Source organism: Croceitalea sp. W27 (assembly GCF_055693185.1).
In genome coordinates, this window is sequence record NZ_CM146327.1 from 1,194,188 (window position 1) to 1,218,212 (window position 24,025).

General features: G+C 33.1%; 24 protein-coding genes and 1 tRNA gene. 9 read left to right on the top strand and 16 right to left on the bottom strand.

The features are described from left to right. Positions 1–132: 132 nt before the first annotated feature. The 3 genes from ACZ1GR_RS05330 to ACZ1GR_RS05340 all read left to right on the top strand — a co-directional run bounded on the left by ACZ1GR_RS05330 (position 133) and on the right by ACZ1GR_RS05340 (position 3,290). Positions 133–492, top strand: a complete 360-nt coding sequence (locus tag ACZ1GR_RS05330) for a BlaI/MecI/CopY family transcriptional regulator (RefSeq protein ID WP_377765463.1) — start codon at positions 133–135, stop codon at positions 490–492. Next, positions 492–2,567 (top strand): M56 family metallopeptidase, encoded by a 2,076-nt coding sequence (locus ACZ1GR_RS05335; protein ID WP_472611175.1) that lies wholly within the window; start codon positions 492–494, stop codon positions 2,565–2,567. The genes ACZ1GR_RS05330 and ACZ1GR_RS05335 overlap by 1 nt, the downstream gene beginning before the upstream one ends. Before the next feature lie 570 nt (positions 2,568–3,137). Continuing rightward, complete coding sequence (locus ACZ1GR_RS05340) at positions 3,138–3,290, top strand: SsrA-binding protein (protein ID WP_377765467.1); 153 nt, start codon at positions 3,138–3,140, stop codon at positions 3,288–3,290. On the opposite strand, the gene ACZ1GR_RS05345 is transcribed toward ACZ1GR_RS05340, so the two are convergent. Then, a complete protein-coding gene (locus ACZ1GR_RS05345; RefSeq protein WP_472611796.1) occupies positions 3,287–3,799 on the bottom strand; it encodes an adenine phosphoribosyltransferase in 513 nt (170 codons plus the stop codon). The genes ACZ1GR_RS05340 and ACZ1GR_RS05345 overlap by 4 nt on opposite strands. Before the next feature lie 65 nt (positions 3,800–3,864). On the opposite strand from ACZ1GR_RS05345, the gene ACZ1GR_RS05350 reads away from it, so the two are divergent. Further along, positions 3,865–3,938, top strand: a tRNA-Arg gene (locus ACZ1GR_RS05350). Between the two features lie 234 nt (positions 3,939–4,172). Continuing rightward, on the top strand, positions 4,173–5,429 hold the full coding sequence (locus ACZ1GR_RS05355; RefSeq protein ID WP_472611176.1) for a site-specific integrase: 1,257 nt from the start codon (positions 4,173–4,175) through the stop codon (positions 5,427–5,429). On the opposite strand, the gene ACZ1GR_RS05360 is transcribed toward ACZ1GR_RS05355, so the two are convergent. Genes ACZ1GR_RS05360 through ACZ1GR_RS05395 form a run of 8 tightly spaced genes read right to left on the bottom strand, consistent with a single transcriptional unit; the run spans position 5,421 to position 12,131 of the window. Continuing rightward, on the bottom strand, positions 5,421–6,203 hold the full coding sequence (locus ACZ1GR_RS05360) for a DUF4138 domain-containing protein (protein WP_472611177.1): 783 nt from the start codon (positions 6,201–6,203) through the stop codon (positions 5,421–5,423). The two genes, ACZ1GR_RS05355 and ACZ1GR_RS05360, sit on opposite strands and share 9 nt — an antisense overlap. After that, complete coding sequence (traM, locus tag ACZ1GR_RS05365; RefSeq protein WP_472611178.1) at positions 6,200–7,129, bottom strand: conjugative transposon protein TraM; 930 nt, start codon at positions 7,127–7,129, stop codon at positions 6,200–6,202. Before traM ends, ACZ1GR_RS05360 begins: the two co-directional genes overlap by 4 nt. Continuing rightward, entirely contained in the window at positions 7,116–7,736 is a 621-nt protein-coding gene (locus ACZ1GR_RS05370) for a conjugal transfer protein TraK (protein WP_472611179.1), read from the bottom strand. The genes traM and ACZ1GR_RS05370 overlap by 14 nt, the downstream gene beginning before the upstream one ends. 4 nt (positions 7,737–7,740) lie before the next feature. Further along, a complete protein-coding gene (locus tag ACZ1GR_RS05375) occupies positions 7,741–8,580 on the bottom strand; it encodes a hypothetical protein (RefSeq protein ID WP_472611180.1) in 840 nt (279 codons plus the stop codon). After that, a complete protein-coding gene (locus tag ACZ1GR_RS05380; RefSeq protein WP_472611181.1) occupies positions 8,580–9,161 on the bottom strand; it encodes a conjugal transfer protein in 582 nt (193 codons plus the stop codon). Before ACZ1GR_RS05380 ends, ACZ1GR_RS05375 begins: the two co-directional genes overlap by 1 nt. 10 nt (positions 9,162–9,171) lie before the next feature. Beyond that, complete coding sequence (locus ACZ1GR_RS05385; protein ID WP_472611182.1) at positions 9,172–11,571, bottom strand: TraG family conjugative transposon ATPase; 2,400 nt, start codon at positions 11,569–11,571, stop codon at positions 9,172–9,174. Further along, positions 11,558–11,842 (bottom strand): hypothetical protein, encoded by a 285-nt coding sequence (locus tag ACZ1GR_RS05390; RefSeq protein ID WP_472611183.1) that lies wholly within the window; start codon positions 11,840–11,842, stop codon positions 11,558–11,560. Before ACZ1GR_RS05390 ends, ACZ1GR_RS05385 begins: the two co-directional genes overlap by 14 nt. A 1-nt stretch (position 11,843) precedes the next feature. Continuing rightward, entirely contained in the window at positions 11,844–12,131 is a 288-nt protein-coding gene (locus ACZ1GR_RS05395) for a hypothetical protein (RefSeq protein WP_472611184.1), read from the bottom strand. 165 nt (positions 12,132–12,296) lie between these two features. Here ACZ1GR_RS05395 and ACZ1GR_RS05400 point away from each other — a divergent pair, with 165 nt between their 5' ends. Further along, positions 12,297–12,935, top strand: a complete 639-nt coding sequence (locus tag ACZ1GR_RS05400; protein WP_472611185.1) for an N-acetylmuramoyl-L-alanine amidase family protein — start codon at positions 12,297–12,299, stop codon at positions 12,933–12,935. A gap of 89 nt (positions 12,936–13,024) precedes the next feature. On the opposite strand, the gene ACZ1GR_RS05405 is transcribed toward ACZ1GR_RS05400, so the two are convergent. The 7 genes from ACZ1GR_RS05405 to ACZ1GR_RS05435 form a co-directional block, all read right to left on the bottom strand. Next, positions 13,025–13,735: a hypothetical protein gene (locus ACZ1GR_RS05405; RefSeq protein WP_472611186.1), complete on the bottom strand. Its 711-nt coding sequence runs from the start codon at positions 13,733–13,735 to the stop codon at positions 13,025–13,027. 13 nt (positions 13,736–13,748) lie between these two features. Further along, complete coding sequence (locus ACZ1GR_RS05410; protein WP_472611187.1) at positions 13,749–15,503, bottom strand: UvrD-helicase domain-containing protein; 1,755 nt, start codon at positions 15,501–15,503, stop codon at positions 13,749–13,751. Next, a complete protein-coding gene (locus tag ACZ1GR_RS05415; RefSeq protein ID WP_472611188.1) occupies positions 15,493–17,523 on the bottom strand; it encodes an ATP-dependent nuclease in 2,031 nt (676 codons plus the stop codon). The genes ACZ1GR_RS05410 and ACZ1GR_RS05415 overlap by 11 nt, the downstream gene beginning before the upstream one ends. A 149-nt stretch (positions 17,524–17,672) precedes the next feature. Beyond that, positions 17,673–18,335 (bottom strand): DEAD/DEAH box helicase family protein, encoded by a 663-nt coding sequence (locus ACZ1GR_RS05420; RefSeq protein WP_472611189.1) that lies wholly within the window; start codon positions 18,333–18,335, stop codon positions 17,673–17,675. Continuing rightward, the gene (locus ACZ1GR_RS05425; protein ID WP_472611190.1) at positions 18,332–18,700 is read right to left on the bottom strand and encodes a hypothetical protein; all 369 of its coding nucleotides are present in this window, start codon (positions 18,698–18,700) and stop codon (positions 18,332–18,334) included. Before ACZ1GR_RS05425 ends, ACZ1GR_RS05420 begins: the two co-directional genes overlap by 4 nt. Before the next feature lie 168 nt (positions 18,701–18,868). Continuing rightward, positions 18,869–19,147: a helix-turn-helix domain-containing protein gene (locus ACZ1GR_RS05430; protein ID WP_147743721.1), complete on the bottom strand. Its 279-nt coding sequence runs from the start codon at positions 19,145–19,147 to the stop codon at positions 18,869–18,871. Positions 19,148–19,388: 241 nt separating this feature from the next. After that, entirely contained in the window at positions 19,389–20,225 is an 837-nt protein-coding gene (locus tag ACZ1GR_RS05435; RefSeq protein ID WP_472611191.1) for an RteC domain-containing protein, read from the bottom strand. A gap of 225 nt (positions 20,226–20,450) precedes the next feature. Here ACZ1GR_RS05435 and ACZ1GR_RS05440 point away from each other — a divergent pair, with 225 nt between their 5' ends. The 3 genes from ACZ1GR_RS05440 (at position 20,451) to ACZ1GR_RS05450 (ending at position 24,025) form a co-directional block, all read left to right on the top strand. Continuing rightward, positions 20,451–22,145, top strand: coding sequence for a helix-turn-helix domain-containing protein (locus ACZ1GR_RS05440; RefSeq protein WP_472611192.1), 1,695 nt, complete (start codon positions 20,451–20,453; stop codon positions 22,143–22,145). 71 nt (positions 22,146–22,216) lie between these two features. Further along, positions 22,217–22,372 (top strand): hypothetical protein, encoded by a 156-nt coding sequence (locus ACZ1GR_RS05445; protein ID WP_472611193.1) that lies wholly within the window; start codon positions 22,217–22,219, stop codon positions 22,370–22,372. A 135-nt stretch (positions 22,373–22,507) separates the two neighbouring features. Then, the gene (locus tag ACZ1GR_RS05450) at positions 22,508–24,025 is read left to right on the top strand and encodes a S8 family serine peptidase (RefSeq protein ID WP_472611194.1); all 1,518 of its coding nucleotides are present in this window, start codon (positions 22,508–22,510) and stop codon (positions 24,023–24,025) included.

Genomic DNA, 24,025 nt, shown 5'->3' on the forward strand with positions numbered 1-24,025 from the left:
ATAACCGAAGTTTTAAATGTAGAATTGGGCTTTTTTATAGAATATAAAAACTAAATAAATAGTTAAATAACTATAAAAATAGTTGTTTAACTATTTTTTACTTAGTATGTTTGAAATCTAAAATTTAAAGTGATGCAAAAACTAACAAACAAAGAAGAAGAGGTTATGAAGATTCTTTGGAAGCTTGAAAAGGCTTTTGTAAAAGAAATTCTGGCAGAAATCACAGGCGATAAGCCGCATTACAATACGCTCTCAACTATTGTTAGGCATTTGGAAGAAAAAAAATATGTTGGCTACGAGGTATTTGGCAATACGCATCGCTACTACCCCATTATTACCAAAGAAGACTACAGAAAAACCTTTGTAAATTCTACCATCGCTGATTATTACGATAACTCTTATAAAAGCTTGGTTTCCTTTTTTGCCAAAGAAGAAAAGATTTCTGTTGAAGAGTTAAAAGAAATTATTCACCTTATCGAAAATAAAAAATAATGGATACGCTCTTCATTCACCTCTTAAAGTCTTCGTCCATTTTATTGGTGTTCTTGTTAAGCTATCACCTTTTTCTCAAGAAAGAGACTTTTTTCAGCGGTAATAGACTCTTTCTATTATCTGGGTTGGTTATCGCCTTACTGTTGCCTTTTGTAATCATTACGAAAACCATTATCGTTGAGCCTGTACCCTTGGTTCAAGGCTATCAATACCTTGTTGAGCAACCAATTAACACTACTTCAGCCCATAGTTTGCTGAGTTGGAAAACAATTTTAGCTATCATCTACTTTGCCGGTGTGCTCTTTTTTTCCACAAAGCTCGTTATTCAATTAAAGACCATTAAAAAGATTAAAAAGAATAGTGAAGTGGTCGAAAATAAAAGTTTTTTTCATGTAAGAACGAAAAAGAACATTTCTCCCTTTTCCTTTTTTAGACATATATTTTATTACCCAAATCAATTTCCCGAAGAGGAACTTGACACCATCATTGCTCATGAAGAGGTGCATGCCAGAGAATTACATTCAATAGACATTCTTCTTACTCAAATGCTTCTTATAGTACTTTGGTTTAATCCAGTTATATGGTTTTATAAAACCATTATAAAGCAAAATCTAGAATTCTTGGCCGATGCCAAAACCTGTGAAGCTGATGAAAATAAGAAGTTTTACCAGTATTTAATGCTTAAGCAAGCCATTGGAAATCATCAAATTTCAATCGCAAATCCATTTTATAATTCAATAATCAAAAAACGAATAGTCATGTTAAATCAAAGTCAATCAAAATCAATCAATCGTCTTAAACTTTTAGTCGTACTTCCTTTTCTTGGTATTTTCCTTTTTGGGTTCAATACGAAAGAGGTAGTTAAATTCGCAGAAAATCCGGTAAGTTCAAGTATAAACAAAGAGGATATGACAGATTCTAAAAGTCCTGAAACTCAACTTGACCCTGCCGACTTTATTCCATTTACAAGTACCAAAACGGATAAAAAAACAGGACAAGAAAAAAAGACGTCTTTTAGTTCATCGATTAAAACGATAAAACTGTCTATTGACAAAAATACCACCGATGCATCTTTAGCCAAAATGAAAGATGATTTGGCGCAAGAAGGTGCCGATTTTTCATATACAGTAGTACGAAATTCAAGTAAGGAAATTATAGATATTAGCATACAAATTAACGGCGAAGGAACTAACGGAGAGAAATTCAATGGCAGTTATAACACTAGTTCAGACACCCCTATAAATCCAATAACCATTTTATATGATGATGAAAGTAACGCCGTTTCTTTTTGGAATAGTAATTCCACTGTCGGTGCCGCCAACAACGAATCGATAATTTGGGTAGATTCTGATAAAGATGAATCAAAAAGAATAGTCATCAAAACTGTCAATGGGAAAAAGACCATCACTGTGGACGGAAAAGAAGTGGACGAAGATGAACTTGAAGAAATGAATATCTTCAGAATTAAGGAAGGAAAATCAAACAATATGAAATTCATCATTGATTCTGAAAGCAAAGAAGAAGGCAACGGAGGTGTCTTTATTTTTGAAAACGACGATAATGACGATACCAAAAAAACAAAAATTAAAATTCGTAAGGGTCAAACTAACAAATCGGACAAGCCCATAATTATTGTTAACGGTGAAGAGGTAGACGAAAAAGAAATCACCAATCTACCTAGCGAAAATATCAAAACCGTGCATGTTTTAAAAGGGATATCAGCAAAAGAAAAATATGGTGAAAAAGGTGAAGATGGCGTAATAGAAATAATTACAAAAGATAAAAAGCAAATTGTACTTCGCAATAACTCAGACGGTCTTCAAATAGAAAAAGATGATAACGTGTTCATTATAGATACAAACGAGGCAGGTGATTTCTCTAATGACATCAAATTTGTAACCAAAGGTAAAAAACCATTATTTGTAGTAGATGGCAAGAAAGTTAAAAAGATAAAAGATACCAACCCGGATAACATAGAATCTGTAAACGTTCTAAAAGGTAAAGCAGCGGAAGAAAAATATGGTAGAAAAGGTAAAAATGGTGTTGTAGAAATTACTACCAAAAAGAAAAACTAAAGCTCAAAATTGGTTTTAAATTAGTCAAACTCCAGTCACATAAGTGACTGGTTTTTTGTTTGTGGCAAAAACGAAATCAGCAAAAAACATCTTTTTTTAAACGAAACGCCCCTAGGTTTTTCAAAAAGCATTAAGAAACGCTCTACAATTATTATAATCTAATACAGAATCTTAGTTTTTTATTACAAATTATAACTTATTTGTAGAGGGTCACATCATTTCTAAATACTAACTCGTTCAAAAAGTTTCATTTCCGTATTCAATTGTATTGTTTTCAGTCCAAATCTTTGGAAACATGATATTTATCAACATATATTGAAAAAACAATCAATCGAAGTAATCAAATATTAACCTGAAAATTTTAAACTTATGATCGCCATTGTAAAATTTATTGTTCTTGTTTTTATGAGTGTAGTAGGCTTATTTATTTAAATATAAATGAATGCCTTTCATGACTATTTAAAAAACTGAACTGAACATTTTCCTCCTTTTTAAAAAAATACATCAATCAATCAACGGCCCGCTCTAAAGCGGGCTTTTTATTTTTTGTACTTTGTCAAAAAAATAATAGTGGAAAAATCGTTTTTTAAAGTCTTGGCAAAAATCAACAAGATAATTTTGCCTTCTTTTACAAAAAAAAGGTTGGATTTAGCCAAAGCAAGCAAATTTCAATTGGCAATTATCGGGTGGCGGTATTTTGTAACCACAAAAGCATTAGGCTAATACTTCAACAGGGTTTTAATATCGTAACCATTCAATTTTTCAGCGCCATTTAAAAAGTCTAATTGAATTAAAAAATTGCATTGCACGATTTCTCCTCCTAAACGCTCCACTAGCTTACATACCGCTTCAGCTGTGCCACCGGTGGCCAAGACATCATCATGAACTAGCACTTTCTCTCCTTTTTTAATGGCATCAACATGAATTTCCAGCGAATCTGTACCGTATTCCAGTGCGTACGACTCCGAAAGTGTTTTATACGGTAACTTGCCTTTTTTACGCACAGGCACAAAGCCAGCATTTAATTTTGAAGCCAAAAGCGGAGCGAAAATAAAGCCTCTACTATCTACCCCGACGACCTTGTCTATATGTTGCCCATGTACTTTTTCAAAGAGTATTTGGCATGCGGCTTTCAAAGCATTATTGTCATTCAAAAGTGGGGTTATGTCTTTAAAAATGACTCCTGTTTTAGGAAAATCGTTCACATCTCTTATAAAGGGCTTAAAATCCATTAGTTTTTGCTTGCTAGGGTTTTGTTGTAAATTTAAAAAGAAATATATTTGCACCCCATTAAAAAGGCCTCGTGGCGCAACTGAATAGCGCATCTGATTACGGCTCAGAAGGTTGCAGGTTTGAATCCTGCCGAGGTCACTAAAAACTGTATCAAACAGTATTAAAACCATGTAAGTCTTACGATTTACATGGTTTTCAAGTTTTTAGGAGTACATAAGATTTGAATTGATTTGATTTTAAATGTGTGCTAAAAAGGTACCTTTTTTCAAAAAGTGTGCTAAGCACACTTTTTCATCAAATTACTTCATTGAATTGGAATAGTTGATTTGACTTTCGTCTAGGTAAATATTTAATAATTTAAAGACGACAACTATGCGTACACAAAACACTTTTTCGACCCTATTTTTAGTTCAAAAATCTAAAGCAATTAACAATGAAGCTCTCTTATATGCCAGGGTTACAGTAAATGGCAAAAGAGCGGACATTAGCCTTAAAAAGAAAATCTCCTTATCCATTTGGGATAATAAGAAGAAAAAAGCCCGTGGAAATTCGAATGAGGCTATACAGATTAATGAATATGTAAAACAGGTCAGAACTCAACTATTTCAATGCTATCAAGATTTAAAATTTAAGGGAGAATTAATCACTGCTAGATTAATTAAAGCTGCATACTTAGGTGAAAGCGATAATTGTAAGACACTCCAAAGCCTTCTTGAATATCATAATAAGAAGACCCAAAAGACACTAGCAAAGGGAACTTTAAGAAACTTTGCAGTAACAGAAAATTATGTTAATAGGTACTTGGGTAGTGTCCTGAACACTTCAGATATCTATTTAAAAGATTTGAATTATAAATTTATTTGTGACTTTGCACACTTTCTTCATACGTATTGGCCAAAAGAACATCCTAAAGCGTTGAGCAATAATACTGTTATGAAGCATATCCAAAGGTTTCGAAAGATTGTTACGCTAGGATATCATATTGAATGGATAGATAGAGACCCCTTTGTTAGATGGAAGCCAACCTATGAAAAAAGAGAACGCCCTTTCTTGACCGTCAATGAATTGTCTAACGTTGAAACTTATTACTTTCCAATTGCACGACTAGAAAGAGTGCGAGACTTGTTTATTTTTAGTTGCTATACAGGAATTGCCTACATAGATATCATGAACCTTACTTCTGATAACATTCTTAAAGGGATTGATGGTAGCGACTGGATATTCACAAATCGTCAAAAAACGAAAGCGCCGGTGAAAGTTCCACTACTCAGAAAGGCAAAAGAATTACTAATCAAGTATCAAAACCATCCAATGACGGAGGTAACGGGCACTTTATTTCCAGTAATTACGAATGAAAAAGTGAATTTGTACTTAAAAGAAATTGCTGAAGCTTGTGGTTTAAATAAGAATCTTACATTTCATATGGCTAGGCACACCTTTGCTACTACAATAACTTTGAGTAATGGAGTTCCAATAGAGACGGTTTCAAAATTATTGGGGCATTCAAAAATTGCTTCTACTCAAGTTTATGCCAGAGTTGTTGAACGAAAAGTCTGTGATGATATGAATGCGCTAAGAATGAAGTTAAACCCTAAGAAGGAAGAAAAAGGAAATTCAGCTTTATTGTAAAAGCTGGATTTTCCTTTCCCCATTAAGTTCTTTTAATTCAATCATCAATTTTTCATTATCTCCAATAACAAATTTAGGCAGCACATATACAAACCTTTTTTTCTCTCCAGTCTTTACTAGATTAGGCATGATAAATTTGTGAATCACTTTTTGTTCTAATCTTTGAAAAGAAGCTTTACGCTTTTTGTTTCCGTTAACTCTATAGACATTTAAGTAATCTATCTCAAAATCGATTTCAGACTTGTTTTTGATTTCTAATACCAGATAAAATTCAGAGGCATTATAAACCATCTTTTGCAACTGTACTTTGATACCTTTTTTTCGCTTGGTTGTTATAGAACCAGAATTTGATTTCAATAAATAGTTACAGAATTTCCTAAAGTAGTCTATCCTGCTAGGAGGCTGAGAAATTGGCTTTTGTTTTAAAGTTACAGGTCGCTCACTACCAATACTTTCTTTGGGTGTAATGAAATAATTCAGTCTCGGCAACTGTTCTTTATACTTCAAAATAAAAGAATAGACCTGACCATTTTTGGTAACTGTCAATAAGTTACTTTCTGTTCCTGGAGTGGCTTGTAACAAGCCAAAGTATTGCTCTTTTTCTCGGTTATAGGTAAACACAAAATTGGATGTTCCTGTGATTCCCTGGCGAATGGGTTCTGGGAAAAACAGAGCGACATTTTTTTTATCATTGGCATAAATGGTATCTAAGGTTTGCTGAGCTACTACAAGGTTTGTAAATAGTGCTATGGCAATTATGATTATAGTTTTCATAGTATGGGTTTTAAAATGAGTTGGTAGTTATCAATTACGGTAACTTTTACGGTGCGGTTGTTTCTTTGGAATATCCTTTTAACTCCGCTTACTTGTGGCACACCTACGATATTGATATCATCCACAATATCTCCGACTACTTCCTGTCTAGCTTCAGCTCTAAAGCTGTTTTCAATGTAAACACCCTCACTTCCGTCCTGAAGGTCAAAAGCGTTTAGTTTAATAGGTTTGTGATTGATGTTTTCGATTTCTATAATGGTTCGGTTAGGTTGAAAACTTACAAAACCATAAATGGGTGTATTTCTTAAGACAATACTACCATTGATAAGCGCATCTTTGGTCAAACGCATCTGCAAACGATAATTATTCCGTACCGTTTGTGTGCCATCTACTCGCACATATATAAAAGCATCCGTATTTTGAGTTAAGAGGTTTTCATTTTCCAATGGATTTGAAGCAAAAAACAGTTGATGCTCCAATCCTAATTCTTTAGGAACAATACGCTCTTCTTTCTTATCTATCTTGGAAATAGAATCTTTCTGAAGTGGTTTTGGTTCAATTTTGACCTTGGGCTTTCTAAAACTTCTATCGGAATAACTGATGCGTCCTTCATTATAGATGCTATCTACAATCCGCATCTTTTCTTTATCCAATAAATCGGGGTCATAGACTCCAGTAGAATCCAACAAACGTTCATCATAAATGCTAGGAGCATTGGTTTGTCGTACTTCTTTAAGGTCATCAAGGGCTTCTAATTTGGAATCATACTCCTTTTGTTCATCGCTCAATTCTGGAACTGGAATCTGATTATTTTCAATCGTTGGTTCTTCTTCATCTCCCAATGCAATGACGGCATAGGAGCCAACAAACAGTACTACACTTAAAATGATGGCAGCGAACACGATTTTATTCTTATCTATCTTCATAGTTTTCTAGTTTTTTCAGTTTATTTTCAAAAAAGTTGGTTATCAATAATCCGTGGGTATTGTTGGGAAAGTTTCTATCCACATGGATAATATTTCCTGACGTGGTCAATTCATAAATGTCGATTATCGAACCTCGATTGATTTCAAAAATGACAGTGGTTTCAAATCGATAGGGTTCTTTCTGGATATAGATTTTCGATTCAATTTTCAATACTTTTTGCACTAAGGAATATTGTAATAATCGGTTGTAAACGCCATCAGCTTTTTTCTGTCTGTACAATGCATCCACAGAACTATTTCCTAACCATAAAGCTTTCTCCAGATTCCTTTCATAATTGCTTGCATCGATGTGGTAGAAATAGGTATGGAACTGTTCTAAATGTGATAACACTTCTACTTCTAAATTTTCGTTTTGCTGTACCATTTTAAGGGGAATGACACTTCCATCCGAATTGACCACAAAGGCATTATTGACGGATTCTTTGTGAAGTTTTACGACCATAATTACTGAGATGGTACAGGTCAAAACTGCTCCAATAACAACTGCCAAAACAATGAATCGGTTCAGGCGTAGTACGTTATAAATATTTTGATAAGGTGTTTTCATATGGTTAGGAAGAAAAAAGTTTAAAGACAAATGATGTTGCCCTGCGATAGAGTTTGAATTTGAGAAAAACAATAAACCCGATGGAGCCAAATTGAAGCAATGGCGCAAAAAATGTACTTCCCCAATCCGTTCCAAAAAGCGTGTTCCAAAAGTTGGTATTGATTTCTGTATACAGGTTGTTTACAAACACATTGACCAGAAAAAAGGCAGGTACCAACATATATACTCCTGCATAAAGCTTAAAGAAGTTGTAAGCCAATGAACGGAACTTTTCAAATACGGCAAGACTAATCACCAAAGGGAAGAAAGCTTGCATGATACCTAGTAAAAAGAAACGTTCTGCAAGAAATAAGGGATAAATGAATAAATCCAATAACCAAAGGAATATCCCGATGATAAAGGCTAACATCTTTAAGCCATACAGTGGCGTTACCAGAGCTTCGTACAACATCGCCATTGCTTTTTTGGCGGCTTCCAATGCGCCCACATCCTGCTCCAAATCGATGTCTTGCATTTGTAACGGGAGGAGCACAGGAGCCGTGTCTCGGTATTGGGTTTCGATGGCCACAAGAATGGTATCAAAAACATCCAATACCTGTGTTGAGAAAATGACCAGGATAACCACGGCAAAATTCTTTGCAAGTTCTGCAGGGGTCAGCCCCCAGGTATACCCATCGTTGTTAGCAACGCCTTCATTGTACTTTTTGAGGATATTGATAAGAAAGAACAGAATGGCCAGTGTCTTCATTCCAGTAATGGTGTACTGGGAAAAGTCACTGTTCTTGATAGTGGTAAACACCGCATCAACATATTCCAATCCTATGCTCAAAAAGATGCCTGCCATTAGTAGTTAGTTTCCCTGTTATTGATTTTATCCTGCATTTCACGAAAAGCAATAATCTCACGATAGCGTTTGGTCTTGGCTTCAATCTCAGCTACCATTTCTTTGGATTTTAGTTCCATGTCCTTAAGAACTTCCGCACGTTCTGCATCAGTCATTTTAAGGGTATTACTGGATAATATCTGGTCGATATACTCCAATCCATATAAAGAGTTTTCAATAATGGAATTGAAGGATTCTGAAACACGATTCACTTCATCAGGTTTGATATAGGGTGAATTGAGAATCTCTCGTAAATCGTCCTGTACAATGTTAAATAAGCGTTGGTTGTTCCTTGCCATTTCTCGAACTGCCTTTAGCTGTCTGATGACATTGTTGACCTTTTCTATGTTCTCTTTTTGGGTCTTTAGAAACTGTACCGTTTTTAGCAATTGTGAGGTCTGTTTCGCCGATTCTATAAGGGATTTGGTAAAGCTGATAAAATTGGTGTTGTCATATACTGGCATCCCTTGGGCCACAATGTGGCCAGATGATAAAATGGCTATAGTTAGTGACAATACTAGAATTTTGATTTTGTGTTTCATGGCTTTCGTTTTAAGAATTAATAAATATGTTGATGGCTTTTTCCATCGATTGATGTTGTTCGTAGAGTTTCATTATGGCCTCACTTTCCTTACCATCTGTGAGGTAAGCGGCATAGACCTCTTTGGGTACTTCGAGACGAAAGATGTTGCTCTCCTTTCCAATCTTGATGAACATCTCTGTGTACTTTCTATCTCCCGTAAGGTTGTTGCGAATAGATTTTAACTGGTTCAAATCGTGGCTCGACAGGTTCAATCGCTTTTGAAGTTCTTCGTACCCTTTCTCGTTCCGTAGACTGTAAATGACCTGTGTATTCTCTAGAATACTTGCCGATGTGGAATTGTTAGGCAACTGATTGATAGATTGTAGAATGATGCCGATTGCTCCATTTTGTTTTCGGATAGCCTGATAGTAGAATTCCACACTTTCTAAAACATTGTCAAACTTCAGTTGTTTGGCAAACTCATCAAACAGGATAATACCTCTTTCGGAGCGGTTACGCCAGATAGTACGCTGGATGGCAGACTTGATGAGTTTCAGCATTACGGAAAGGATTTCCTTGTTGTCCTTCACTTCATCCAGTTCAAAGACAATCATACGTTTGTCCTCAATCTTATAGGTCTGGTCTTCACTCACATTGAAGAGGAAACTATACAACCCATCATCCACATATTCCGAAAGGATATGCAGGAAGTTGTAAACGCTAAAATGCTCTTCCCTTATACTAAGAGCCTCTATGAGGCTGTCTTTTTTATCGTCTATAAATTGATATAAAGAAGCCAGAGAATGATTTACACGGATATGTTTGTAGTAATGTAGCAGTACCTTTTTAATGGCTACTTCTTTAGCTTTTGAAACCTGGTTTCCTTCTGCCAATAGTTCCAATAGGAAAATGGCTAGGTCTTCCAATCGTTCGGGAGTCAAATCTGCTTCATTGGAAATGTAAAATGGATTAATGCCCAAATTCTTTCCCTGCTCATATCTCAGAATGATATGGTTATTGGGATAGAGTTTGGCAAACTTGGAATAAGACCCTCCCAAATCGATAATGACCAACCGAACGTCAGCTTCGAAGTATTGCCGAAGTATATTATTTGCTAAAAAGGATTTACCTTCTCCCGTTGGGGCGAAAATGGCAAAGTTCCTGGCCTTGATACGCTTCTTTTGTTCGTCCCAAACATCCTTTAAAACTGGAATATTGTATTGCCTGTCATTGAAAATGATACCCTGCTTATCCGACTTATAATTGCTGTTGTTGATATACAGACACAATGTATGTTTTAAATCGGTGACGTATAAATCTTCATTGGAAAAATTGGAACTAAAACAACAATAAGAGTTAAGAAAATAATGCTTTCGTTCTTCCCCTTTCGGATAGTACGGAACAATATCCAGTTCCTTAAACTCTGTCTTAATCTTGGAGGCAATAGTTTTTAGCCGTCCGGCTTCCGGACACCAGAAAACAATGTTGATATGCCCACGTATAATTCTAGAACTGTCGTCTTCATTAATTTTAGCAACAATAGCTTCAATTTTCCTTTGAATGACTTTGTTCTGTGTTCCGAAGTTGGAACTCTTGCTAAGTTCTTCAATTTTCTTGTCCAGTAGTTTTCTCCATTTGTGTTTGTCATCGAGGAAAATGATTTGGTTGATGATATGGTTTTCATTCAGATTTAATCCCAATCCATCAATAAAACCCTGATGGAACACAAAATCATCCGAAGTAAATTTATCATTGGTTTTACTGCTTTGTACTACATCACCGAAACAGAGTTCGCTATTTACAGCCAACACGTCAAAATGGTTTTCGCCAATTTCAATCGCTGATTTCTTTAATTGAATATCCGTATCAAAGCCTTCATTAAACCCATTGAAGTAGGCATTAGTGAGCTCTAAAATTTCGTTTTCATTTAATTGTCTCAGGGACACCCTGCGGCTGTTATTGATAAAGGAAACAGCATCATTTACCGAAGCAATAAACTCTTGGACATTATGGTCCAGTTGTTTATGAATGCCTTTTTCAATCTTGCGGAAAGGGTTGGTAAATTTGGAAGCATTCAATGCTTTATCCAAAGGCAGCGTGAAGTACAAATAAGATTGATGGGTTAGGCACTCCCTTCCTTTAAAATATCGATAGGTTGCCTTTTCCAAAAAGCTTCTATTTGGCAAATTATCTGCCTCATAGCGGCTTTTCTTGTAGATATCCTGCTTATGGATAACCGTACTTGTTGGGAGAGATTTGAATGCCTGAAACCAAGAGCCATGTATATCCTCAAAATCGGTTGAGGCCAGAGTATAGATTTCTGGTAAGTCTGCTTTATAACACAATACTACATTGCCATTACTGGCAAAAACTATATGCTTTTCTATGCTCAGGATAGGATGATATGCGGATAGGTTAATTTTTTTCATATTGGAGTTGACTTTCTCGTTTGTTACTGATGGTGGCTGGGAATACTTTTTTAATATGTAATAAGGCGGGGTGTTTGGTCAGCTGGGTCAATACCACATATAGCCCTCCGTTAAAAAGGAATACCGATATGATGACTAAAAAGCTGAAGGAAAAGATGATGAACAGCAATGACCCGATGACGGATGTCATCATCAAAGCGAACAATGAAATAGGCAACCCCATTATCACTGCCCGCTTTCGGATATCCTTATAGATTTCGTAGCGTTTCATGCTACACTACGATGCCTATGAGATAGGTAAATATGCCCACAACTGCACCCGCAATAAGCACAAAGACTAATACACGGGTAATTCCTTTTTTGAGGTCTGCATTCTCACCAAAAAAGTGTCCTGCATTGAATAGGAAGCCTATTAGAAAGATGACTCCCAGAATGATGGGAAAGATGGCTCTTATGGTATCGGAAACATCGTTAACGGAATCTTCAATGCCCCCAATTTGGGCAAAAATGGTATTGGAAATAAGCAGTAAAAAAGTGGTCAGGAATAGTGATTTTTTCATGTCGAAATTGATTTAAAATTTGTTGGATTTCGTTGTTTGAAAAATACACTATATTGAATATCAAAATACTGATTATCAGTATTTTGTGAATAAAATATTATTTATACCTGATTGATTTTCAATGGTGTGAATTGACATCAAATCGTATTAAAAATTGAAGTGTCTATGTTAATAACTCTAAAACTTTTGAATCGCTCAACGCTCAAAAACGTCAGTTTTCTGATTTTACTGCTGAAAATGTGTTTGGTTTTTGGTCAGAAAAAAGTCGTGGTTATAGACCCTGGGCATGGTGGAACTGATTCGGGTGCTATCGGTATAAATGGCATTTATGAAAAGGATGTGGTTTTGAAAGTTGCCAAAGCCATTTTGAAGCTGAACAAATCCCTTTTTGATAACGAACTGGATATCTATCTAACCCGATATGGTGATACACTCATTTCATTATCGGAAAGAAATCGATTGGCTAAGAGTTTAGATGCAGATGTTTTTGTATCGTTACATTGTAATGCCTCTCCAAGCAATTCTAGGGGTATGGAGGTCTATGTGTATCATTCTAAAAATGAAAAGTCTATTACACTTGGTGTTTCTATTCTGAATGAAGGCAACCAAAAGCTAGGTTTTGAAAAACGGGGTGTGAAGTATGCCAATTTTCAGGTACTACGAGAAGCTATTGCCTACTGTCCCTCTATACTTGTGGAAATGGGATTCATGACCAATACTGATGAAGCTGATTATTTTTTGGAAACTAAAAATATCAAGGCTATGGCGTTGGCGCTTTTGATGGGGTTATGCAGTAATGAGTAATTGATTTGTAAAAGATTTTACTAAGTTTTAGGACTAAAAGATTTTATTTCCAAAATTCTTAAGTAAACTAAGAAAATCAAATCTAGAATTTATACATAAACTCCTGGAAAACTCAACCTAGGAATTAAATACTGAAGAAGTAGTATTATTTCTGTCTTTTCGTTGAACTTGAATTGAGAAAAATTGGTGATTTCGCAGTAAGGTCTATTAATAGGTGGTGTATCAATAGATATATGAAAACCAAAAGGCGTATAACTGATTTCTCCAAAGTGCCTCATATAACCATCCATATTTGAAAAGGATAGTGCATTTCTTAGTTTTATAGTACTGGTCAAATATGAAAACAAACGAATATTCTTTGGGCAATTGGTATTATTTGGCTTCATCAAGTATTCTTTTAGACCAGGGCGACCAATAAGATACTCGCTACTGTCTAAAGCAACAAACATCATTAAAATTTGCTTTAAAACATTTAGTGGTTTGATATTGTATTCTGCACAAATATATTTGTTTGCATAGACCCTAGACTTCAGAACATACATTCCTATTTCAGTGAATTCTTTATAATCGTTTGCATACCAACTACCTGAATTATTATTGCAAGAAATACATAAATACATACCCCCGGCACCACGTAGACTCTTTTTTCTTTTACCATAAACATAGCTAGATTTATCGTGTAGATTTTCATAATCTTGAAAGAAAACAGGTTTAGAGTTAAATGCTGATTCTGGTGGAACGTGTTCAAATGAGAGCTTTTTATACTCCCCACATAATCTACATTTTCCAGTTTTTTTCATATTTTTTTAATTACTAACTAGCACTGGTGTTATTAAAAGTTGAAACGTTTTCATCTCCAAACCAATTTTCAATATTTCTCTTTGCTTCATTATTCATTTCAGAAAGGCTAACCACAATTAAATTTTCTTTAGCCCTCGAACAACAAACATATAGTAGATTTAATGTTCTGGTGTATCTATTTTTGGTTTCGTCTTCAGCAAGAACTTCGTTGAAGTTGTAGTTTCTCCATAAAGTATCATCAATTACCAATAATACATTTTTGTACTCATCTCCTTTTGTACCATGTTTTGTGGAAAACGGTGAGAGATTCTCAATATATTCATAAAAATAGCCTACTTCTTCATAGTTAACTTTCTTTAATTCCTCATAAAAATTCTTATCTCTATTTTGCCTATCAATCTCTTCTGGATTTTCTAAATCTTTATTTAAATACTCTTCAAAATCAATGATGCGCATTGGCAAGTTTAGTAAGTCATGGTTTCTAACGAAGTCTAGTATATCTTCAATAGTTTTATTCTTCAGCTCTATTATTTCTTCGAGTAAATTCTTAATAGTTATTTTATCACGGTGAGTTCGTAATGAAATATTCAGAATTGAAGGTTTAGAAAGAATTTCAGCATATTCTTTTGCTTCATAGTCTAACATCAGTTGTTCTAGTCCTAAATAAAACTCGGTACCAATAAAAAATTCGATAAACCTATCATCTTTGTTATTCAACCTGTTGGTAGTATATTGACCATATCTTCCATTGAATGCACTAAACAAGGAATCATAACCTAATTGATTTGCAATACCTCTATTGGTTAAGTAAAGAATTTTATTTTCCTCTGTATTTTTAAAATCCCAGGCGAAATTAGCTTCTAGGTCTGATTTTATTTTTTGAATTGAACCATATTTGTCTACTGATTGGTGAGCATAGATAAATTTAGCTGTTCCTTTTTTTAGTTTGTTTCTGCTACTCTCTGGAATGTATTGCTTAATGTTTGTTCTTATTTTATTAAGAAGGTTGACTATTTCAGGCCTACTTCGATAATTTTCCGTTTTAGTTATATATTTTAAAACTTCTATTCCCTGACTGTAATAATCTTCTAATGAACCTATTCTATTATCATATATGGTTTGATGAGAGTCACCAAAAAACCCCATTAACACTTTTGTTGGATTTTTCAATTGATGATTATCAATTAAAGCTTCAATAGTACCTGGCTCGGTATCTTGATATTCATCCACAAAAACATATGGATATTTATCTCCAACTATAATAGATATCATTGAGTATTTTTCAAACATTTTGTTAGCTAAAAGAATAACATCGTCATGGTGTAATTTGCCTTCCAAAAAATTCCTACCGTAATCATGATATACTATAGTTTTATCAATCAAAACCGTTTCTAAATTTTCACAATACTTGTAACTTCTTTTGCTAATTCTGTATTCTTCATTTAATTCTATTATTTCTTTCTTAAGTTGAATTTGAAAAGAACTCATGCAACTCCATAAAAATTCATGTATAGTGTATACTTCGATTAAAGGATTATCTTCTATCCTTTCAACTATTTCATTTTTGGCAACGTTAGTAAAAGTGATACAAACAATTCTTTGATTTTTTTTGAATAATTCTTCTCGTCTAATGTCAATTAAATGTCTTAAGGTTTGAATCAAAGTATACGTCTTACCAGAGCCAGCACCTGCCTCAACAACAAAGCTTTGATAATTTCCTAGCGCAACCTTTATATCATTAAAAGTTTGGTTTTCTTTAGTTTTCATTAGCTAACCATTTTAAACCCTCAGATATATAATTAGGAACACTCCAGTCTTCTTCAAAAAGCATTACATTAAAAGCAAAGTTTATTTTCCCTTTTGATGATGTTGGGGCAATTTCAAAAGCTTTCTTCTTTTTCAAATCATCAAGATTCATAACCTTGGTCTTACCAAAGTCATTCTTATTATCCTCTATTAATTTTCTATTTTTAAGAATGAAAGCCTCTTCAAAACTTCTAGGATTTTCACCTTCTTCATTTACCTGATAAGCAACTCTTATTAGTTTATTTTTTGATAACTTTTCTTCAATCTTACAATTAAGTAACTCTGTGACTTTTTCTTTTTGTGGTAACCATTTTATCAAAGTTTGGTTGGTGGTTTTGGTTGCTTGTTCTATTTCTACCTTCTCTCCATCTTCCTTTCCAAAATCCAAATCAGTAATAATTAAAGTTCTAACACCTATAAACTCTAACAATTCCTTAAATCTCTTAGCATGAGCTCCTCCTACCTCTAAAACAGATATATATTCGCTGTTTAAACTTGAAGCTTGTTTACTTATCATTTTTGGTAATAACATTCTCTCAGTAACACCTTCGATAAGAATGATTTTATCAGCAAAAAACAAATCACATTTATGTATCGTTAAGTATTGTTTTAAGAATTTATATGTCTTCCCATCATCATCTTCAATCTTGAAATCTTCACTAAAATCATTTACTTCCAATCTTGATTTTGCAGTATTAAAATATCTTATCCTTGAAAAACCTCTTTTTTCATCTATTCCAGCTTCTGAAATAATATGAGATGAATGTGTAGTGATTAAAATTTGAGATGTTAAGTTGTTTTCTTTCTTTGACTTTGATAGTAGATTATTAATATTTTTGATAAATACTTGTTGCATTTGAGGATGCATATGAACTTCTGGTTCTTCAATTAGAACCAACATGAAATCTGCTTGTTCCTTTTGGTTTTTATATTCTTCAATGAAGCTGGCCAACTCTAAAACCATAAAAATCAAATTGCTATATCCAAGGCCATTATATCTTTCAGGTAGGTTGACTCCAGATTCATTTTTATATAAATACTTAATGTTTTTACGAATAATTTCCTGAGAATCCATTTCTGACTCTATAAAAATCTCAGGTATTCTTGTAGGAGTTTCAGCACCGAAATCACTTAGGTCTTTCAAAATGTCTTTCAGAATCTTACCGTACTTTTGCCTTAAAGTCTCTCTTATTTTAATTAACTCACTTTCTAAATCTTCAACATCAGTATTATTTCTATCCCTGTGAGAGTAGTAACTTGAAAATCCCTTGGAGAGATTCTCCTTATTGTCTTTATAGTCATCGTCTAAATCCCTTTGGGCCTTGATTTCTTTTAGCAAAAAAAGCTTTTCAAGTTTAGTTTTGTAGCCTCTTTCAATTTTTCTTTTATAGTCAGATTTTTTATCCAGAACATAAAAATCTTCCCTATACAGACCCCTTATATTCTTTTGTAAAAAAGCTATCAACTTACTTTTATCATCATTACCATCATATTCATCCTTATTTGCATCAAAACTTTCAAAAAGTTTCAAACTATCTACGGGTGAGAAAGAAAACTTAATCAATGTATCATTCCTATCGGGGTCTAAATCAACAATAAATGACGAAAGATTCACAAGACTATCTGGTTTATCTTTATCATATTCAAATTCAAATTCAATAATTAGTTCAATCTTGGGAATGGTTTCTTGAATACTTTTCTGCAATTTTTCTAATTCTTTCTCATCTATTTCTTGCTCCTTCTTTTTCTTAGTATACTTAACAAACAGTTCATAAGATTTACTGAAAAAGTTATATGATTTAGTTGAAAAATCTTCAAAATAAAATTGACTGCTGTCTTTCAAAAAAATTTTGAGGATAGAAAATAATGAAGTTTTTCCGCTATTATTTCTACCAATAACTAGTGTCGTATCATCTTCTAGATTTATTGAAACATCAAACAATAGTCTAAAGTTTTTGACTCCAATATTTTTGATTTTCATTTCTTTTAAATATTAATTTTCATAAAAAAAGCCAATGAATACTCATCAGCTTTCTCAAACATTTTTCTATGTGTAATCGTTCATAAATATATTAATTTTTTAACATAATTTCTTACGGATTCTCACATTTAATTATCTGTTTTATAAGATTATACTCTCTTATCTTGGCTATCCCTATCAAAAGCCACTAAATTAAAAAGCTGTCGCATACGGCTACGAGCACGAATGCCGTAAAGCTCTTCCAGTTCTGCAGCATTTAGGTTGGTAGTTGCATGAGTTTTAATTTTCCTATTTAGAAATAAGTCATGGCGGGATAGCAGTATTTCACCCATCACATTGCAATCTTTGCCGTAATGCCTGCCCATAGGCTCGACCCCTAAATCATCAAAACAAAAAAATTGGGTGTTACCATAATCTTCAATGGTCTTGTAACCGATATGATTAAATCCAAAGACAATATTGCGAGTGGGTACAACTTCATAGGACTTTCGGTGCGGCACTAGATGTTTCAATAAACGAATCAAAGAAGTTTTACCACAGCCTACTGGTCCAGAAAGTAAAATACCTTTATCAATATCAATCTCAAATTCTTTACAAGCGATTCTATCCTGAATAAAATACAGGCATAGTTTGTAGAGTATGTCTCTGTCTTCCTTGTAAATTTTGAATTTCTTCCCAAACAACAACTTTCCTTTAGCATCCAGATACACTAACATTTTATCAAAATCATACAAAATCTGGTTTCCTCGCATCGTGCCCAAAGAATACTGCACAGTTCCTTCAACAATGATATGTGGTTTTGGATTGCTCATAAAGGGTCATCATAGTTTTTATCCGAACTGGTCTTTAAGTTGTCCTGATATGGGACACTTGTCAGATGGTTTTCTTTGTTTTCAGAATTTAAATTTTCTAAATTTTCCCGTTTGTTTATGTTTTTACCGTTTTCTATAGTTTGTATATGTTTGTTTATAGATACCAATGCTTGTCCAGTACTAGTCCCGATATTGGTAATGTTTGGGTACACTGCTTGTTCGGTACTTGTCCCAAAATCGAACATCTTGATTCGGCTTCCTTTAAACGGATTGTGAGATGGTGTGTAGAGCAAGTACTTCCAATGACTTAATTCTTTGATACATCGGTGATAGGTAGACTTTGAACCAATCTTTGAAAATTCCATTACTTCCGCTCGGTTGATATAGAACTCTTGCTTAAAAAAGTGAGTATTCCAAATTTGGAATAATGCCACGTATAAGCTTATATGTGTTGGATTTAAGCGAGTATCGATTGAGAATTGAAGAAAAACACCATTCAAGTGCTTGATATAATTTATGTCTTCCAAAGCGGATTAAAACTTATTATGAATCCTGTTCTTTTCCAACACTTGCATGATTTCCTGATAATCGTAGTACAATACACCACCTACTTTGGTGTAGGGTAATGTGCCGTTAATACGCAAGTTTTGTAGTGTCCCTGGAGAGATTCCAAGTAATTCTCTAACCTCTGGAGATTTTAGCCATTTTTTAGAAGAATGACCAGATTGATTATTTAGTAATTGTTTTATGTCATCGAGTAGTTCCATTTTAAACTCTCGAAGATCTTCTGTAGTAATAATAGTTGCTCCCATTTGTTTCAGTTTTAAAAACAAAGCCGCCAAGGTTTACTTTTTTAAATGACGGCTTTGCAATGATTTGACTTTCGTTCCACAAAACTGATATTTCAAAAGATAACTTTTGCAGAGTGCATACCGAGTTCGGTCAAATAAATTCTGGAGGGATTTATTATATTATAATAAAATACAATATTGAAATTTAAGATTATTACGTGCAAAAATGGAGAAACCGAGTCTGAACCGAGTTTGGTATATCTTATACATCAAAACCATCTTCCTTATCCATTTTTTCGAGTAGTTTTTCACCAGCTTCTTTAAAGAACTTGATTCGTGAAGATTTTCGATTTTTAATCTCATTATAGGTTCTTGATGAATTATTACTAGGTACTTTCAAAAATTCGCCTAGCTCTTGGAATACTTTGGCAACTGTAATATTACCTCCATTAAAGTAACCCAATGCATGACATCCATAAACAAATTCTACAAAAGCAGCTGAGCTGCCAGTCCATCTCATAGAATTTGACATCCTATTCTCTGATTTCGAGTTTTTAAAACTCAGATACTTTTTCTCAATGTATTTAGCGAACATTTTCAGCCCTTTTAATTCTGCCCATTTAAAATCATGCGATGTATTAAACATGGAATCTTTGTAATACGGAAAGCCAGGCGAATCTAATGCAACTTGATAAATATTATCTCTTGTAAAATAATGATAGTCAAAATGTGTAGAACCGGTTTCCATATATTGCAACAAAGCCCTTTCTTTTTTAAAAGACCTATTAACTCTATCTATCTGAAATTGTAAATATTTCTTACGTGAATCAAAACCTAATCTCGGTTCCCTAAACTCCAACTTGGATATTTTAGAATAATTAACCAAATAAGACATCGGAACAGTCTTAATATTTTTAAAGAAGTCAATCTCATTTTTTGAGGATTGAAAACCTTTCTTTTCTACAATTTCACGCATTGACTCTAGTGTTCTTATACAAACATGTTTTGCCGAATTGCATTGCGTTAAAATATCGTTATCCCTTTTTTCAATAGTATTAAGTTCCTTATGAAAATCAGATAATATTGAGGAATAGAACATGGTGATTTAAGTTTAATTCTTTCCAGATACTTGAGTTCTTTCAAACAATATATTACTCTAGGTAGAGGTTTAAAAATGTTACCTACTAATATTCAATGAATTAGAATCTATATTCATTGAATTTGAACATCCGTTTTCAAAGTTCAGAGAACAAAACAAATAATTGATGGTAAATTTTAACAAAAGGTGTGTATAATTCATATTTTTAACACTTTAGAAATATTTATGTTGAGAATCAAGCTTTTAGTTTACTGTAGTATTTTTTTAATTAGTGCATGGATATCTGCTCAACAAGAAACGGATAGCCTAAAACAATTAAATAGTATTGCTCAAATCTATGAGAAGTATTACGAAAATATAGATAATCAAGTACTAGCTAAAAAATATGCTTTAGAATTAAAAAACAAGGCTCAAGAAATTAAAAATGACGAATATCTTTGCTTCGGTTATCTCTACTTAGCCAATTCCAGCATAGGGGAAGAAAGAGTCAAATATTTAGATTCCATAATTTATAAATACGGAAAGAATTTAGACCAACATAAATACCTTCAATTTCCAGAAGTTGCTTACTACAATAAAGCGCATTGGTATTATAAAAAAAGAGATTTCAGTAAAGCTCTAGAAATTTTGTTAGAGGGTACAGAAGTCGCTACTAAGAATGAAAAATTATACTATATAAATGTTTTCAAACTACTTATTGGCCTTATAAAATCAGAAAGGATTAACCAAGAGGAAGAAGCCTTAAAAATGGTTAAAGAGGTAAATAACTATTTTGAAAAACAACCGGAAAATAAGTTTGAACCTGAAGATTATCTTTCATCCTTACTCGCTCTTGGAGACATTTATAGAAAACTGGGGCTTACTGATTCTGCAACTTTTTATAATAATCTAGGATATAGCAAAGCCAAAAGATTTAAAAGCACCAACTATCTAAATCGTTTTATCTTCAATCAAGGTCTAAACGAATCAGATCCAACTGCCGCTATCGATAGCATCGAATCGGTTATGAATTATTTTCTAAATCAAAAAGATTTAGCAAACCTAAGTTTATCCCATTATCATTTGGGAAATTCATTCCTTAAAAAGAAGGACAAGATAAAAGCACTTTACCATTACAAACTAATGGATTCAATTTTTCAAAAAAATGACATCTTTAATATTGAACTGCGAAAAGGTTTTGACTATTTGGTAAATCATTATAAAAGTTTAGATAATAAACCAAAGCAGTTAAATACAATTGAAAATCTGATGAAACTAGATAGCATGTACATCAATCAATATAAGGACATTAGAGATTTAATGGACATAAAGTATGATAGAAAACAAATTTTTAAAGAACGAGAAGAACTTATACTAAACTTACAACAAGAGAACAAAAAATCTAATCTATATATAACTCTATCAACTATAATTGGTTTTCTATTATTAGGAAGTACAATATTATATTACAGAAAACAACAAATCTATAAAAGTAGATTTAATCAAATTATGACTTCGCAAGTTGAAAAAGCAAATAAAACAATTCTAAATGAGAATAGTGATGATATCGGGGTGCCTAATCAAATTGTAGAGCAAATCTTATCGAATTTAACCAAATTCGAAGATGAAGAAGGTTTTCTAAATCCAAAGATCAATTCTCATTTGCTCGCCGAAAAATTGGGAACAAACTCAAAATATTTATCTAAAGTTATCAATCAGCATAAAGAACAAAGTATTATAGCTTACATCAACAATCTTAGAATTAATTATGCAGTAAATAAATTAAAAAAAGAAAAACAATTCAGAAATTACACCATAAAAGCTATTGCCCAAGAAGTTGGTTTTAACAATCCCAATTCATTTTCAAGTGCTTTTGAGAAAGAAACAAAATTAAAACCATCATACTTTATAAAGCGTATAATCAGTACCTCAAATTCATAGAATGTGTGTTGGTATTTATACACACCTTTTGTTTTTTTATCTAGTTTAGGGCAAATTAAAAATTAAATAAGATGAAAACTAAGAACAGTAAAAAATTGACATTGGACAACTTCACAGTTGCCAAACTAAAGGACACGAACAAAATTCAAGGAGGTGATGGCGGTGGAGAAACAGATCCACCACCACCAAAAAGTGCTAAATGTTTTCCAACTCCTATAAAAAAATAAAATACTATTTAAACCATTTTATAAAAGCCTTGATTCAAATCAAGGCTTTAAATTCAATATATGAGGCTTCCATTACTTTTTGGTTTTATTCTATTAAATTGTATTACCAATGCTCAACATAAGGCGTCTAGCATAATGGATAGTGTTCCTTACTGGCAATATGACCAGTTTGGAAAAGACAAATTCTCAGGAGTAAGTAGTGATATAATTCATGGTACTTTACCCCTGAGTGATAAGAATAAAGTCATTATTGCATTGATTGATTCAGATATAGATGTAAATCACAGTTATTTAAGTAATTACATCTGGTCAAATACTAATGAAATCATAGGAAACAAAATAGATGATGACAAAAATGGTTATATAGACGACGTCAATGGATGGAATTTTTTAGCACAAGGTGACAAAAAGCTAATTAAACATGCAAACAACACCTCAATTCGCTTTACAAGAACATTTAAAAAGAAGTATGAAAAATTAAGCAAAAAAGTAAGCAAGCTTAATTCTAAAGAACTAGATTTCATTGATACTTATAATGATGCTTTAAGAACTATTGAAGAAGAAAAAAAACGACTAGTTCCATATGAAGAATATATAAAATGGTATAAGGAATCTGAAATTGCTTCAGATAGTCTTTTACTCACCTATAATTTAACAAAACCCTATAAAGTTTCTGTACTAGATAGTCTTTTCAATGAAGTTTATACCAAAGGAAATGATGAAGAACGAGGGCGACTAATCTATTTTTTATTAGATAAACTAAAGAATAATAGACAAAAAGATTACAAACTCTCCCTAGAATACTTAAACAGAAATAAAAATTACGCTCTAAATGAAAATTTAATTGAAAACCCTAGGAAAAACAATTCAAAATTGGGGTCTAATAAATTGGATATAAATATTGAACATGAAAAACATGGAACACAAATAGGTGGGGTAATCGTAAAAACCTACAAAGCAATTACTAGTAACTTGCCTTCAACAAATAAAGATATTGAGATTATGCCAATTTCAATATTTCCAGAAAGTGGGGCAGAATTTGAAGAAGATTTAGCTGCGGCTATTCGCTATGCTGTAGATAATGGAGCGGATATTATCAATTACAGCTCAAGCATTAGATTTCTGTTAAAGCCAAGCCTGGTATATGAAGCACTTTCATATGCAGAAAAAAATAATGTCTTATTTGTAACAAGTGCTGGGAACACCGGTTTTAATTTAGACAAAGTAATTACGCATCCTCGTAAAAAATATAAAAAATATAGTCTTTCCAACCTAATTATGGTTGGACTTAGTGACTCTATTGTTGGTCCCAATTTAAAGCCAGTTCGCGGAAGTTACGGAAAAAATACTGTTGACCTATTTGCACCTGGTACCGATTTTTTAACTACTAATCCTAAAGATGAATTTTATAAAACTTCTGGTAGCTCAATTTCATCAGCAATAGTTTCAACCACTTGTGCAACAATGAAATTATATTACCCAAAACTTAATGCAAAGGAAATACGGGAAATTCTAATCCAATCAGTCTCAAAATATAACGATGATATATTTTTAGACGAAGAAGGCAATGCAAAAATATCCTTTAACGAGCTTAGTGAATCCGGAGGTGTTTTAAATGTTAAAAATGCTTTTGAACTAGCTTCAAAAAAATAA

Bases quoted from the DNA above. Each gene is read 5' to 3' on its own strand.
- ACZ1GR_RS05330 (WP_377765463.1), top strand. From the start codon at position 133: ATGCAAAAACTAACAAACAAAGAAGAAGAGGTTATGAAGATTCTTTGG.
- ACZ1GR_RS05335 (WP_472611175.1), top strand. From the start codon at position 492: ATGGATACGCTCTTCATTCACCTCTTAAAGTCTTCGTCCATTTTATTG.
- ACZ1GR_RS05345 (WP_472611796.1), bottom strand. From the start codon at position 3,799: ATGGATTTTAAGCCCTTTATAAGAGATGTGAACGATTTTCCTAAAACA.
- ACZ1GR_RS05355 (WP_472611176.1), top strand. From the start codon at position 4,173: ATGCGTACACAAAACACTTTTTCGACCCTATTTTTAGTTCAAAAATCT.
- ACZ1GR_RS05360 (WP_472611177.1), bottom strand. From the start codon at position 6,203: ATGAAAACTATAATCATAATTGCCATAGCACTATTTACAAACCTTGTA.
- traM (WP_472611178.1), bottom strand. From the start codon at position 7,129: ATGAAGATAGATAAGAATAAAATCGTGTTCGCTGCCATCATTTTAAGT.
- ACZ1GR_RS05370 (WP_472611179.1), bottom strand. From the start codon at position 7,736: ATGAAAACACCTTATCAAAATATTTATAACGTACTACGCCTGAACCGA.
- ACZ1GR_RS05375 (WP_472611180.1), bottom strand. From the start codon at position 8,580: ATGGCAGGCATCTTTTTGAGCATAGGATTGGAATATGTTGATGCGGTG.
- ACZ1GR_RS05380 (WP_472611181.1), bottom strand. From the start codon at position 9,161: ATGAAACACAAAATCAAAATTCTAGTATTGTCACTAACTATAGCCATT.
- ACZ1GR_RS05385 (WP_472611182.1), bottom strand. From the start codon at position 11,571: ATGAAAAAAATTAACCTATCCGCATATCATCCTATCCTGAGCATAGAA.
- ACZ1GR_RS05390 (WP_472611183.1), bottom strand. From the start codon at position 11,842: ATGAAACGCTACGAAATCTATAAGGATATCCGAAAGCGGGCAGTGATA.
- ACZ1GR_RS05395 (WP_472611184.1), bottom strand. From the start codon at position 12,131: ATGAAAAAATCACTATTCCTGACCACTTTTTTACTGCTTATTTCCAAT.
- ACZ1GR_RS05400 (WP_472611185.1), top strand. From the start codon at position 12,297: ATGTTAATAACTCTAAAACTTTTGAATCGCTCAACGCTCAAAAACGTC.
- ACZ1GR_RS05405 (WP_472611186.1), bottom strand. From the start codon at position 13,735: ATGAAAAAAACTGGAAAATGTAGATTATGTGGGGAGTATAAAAAGCTC.
- ACZ1GR_RS05410 (WP_472611187.1), bottom strand. From the start codon at position 15,503: ATGAAAACTAAAGAAAACCAAACTTTTAATGATATAAAGGTTGCGCTA.
- ACZ1GR_RS05415 (WP_472611188.1), bottom strand. From the start codon at position 17,523: ATGAAAATCAAAAATATTGGAGTCAAAAACTTTAGACTATTGTTTGAT.
- ACZ1GR_RS05420 (WP_472611189.1), bottom strand. From the start codon at position 18,335: ATGAGCAATCCAAAACCACATATCATTGTTGAAGGAACTGTGCAGTAT.
- ACZ1GR_RS05425 (WP_472611190.1), bottom strand. From the start codon at position 18,700: ATGGAATTTTCAAAGATTGGTTCAAAGTCTACCTATCACCGATGTATC.
- ACZ1GR_RS05430 (WP_147743721.1), bottom strand. From the start codon at position 19,147: ATGGGAGCAACTATTATTACTACAGAAGATCTTCGAGAGTTTAAAATG.
- ACZ1GR_RS05435 (WP_472611191.1), bottom strand. From the start codon at position 20,225: ATGTTCTATTCCTCAATATTATCTGATTTTCATAAGGAACTTAATACT.
- ACZ1GR_RS05440 (WP_472611192.1), top strand. From the start codon at position 20,451: ATGTTGAGAATCAAGCTTTTAGTTTACTGTAGTATTTTTTTAATTAGT.
- ACZ1GR_RS05445 (WP_472611193.1), top strand. From the start codon at position 22,217: ATGAAAACTAAGAACAGTAAAAAATTGACATTGGACAACTTCACAGTT.
- ACZ1GR_RS05450 (WP_472611194.1), top strand. From the start codon at position 22,508: ATGGATAGTGTTCCTTACTGGCAATATGACCAGTTTGGAAAAGACAAA.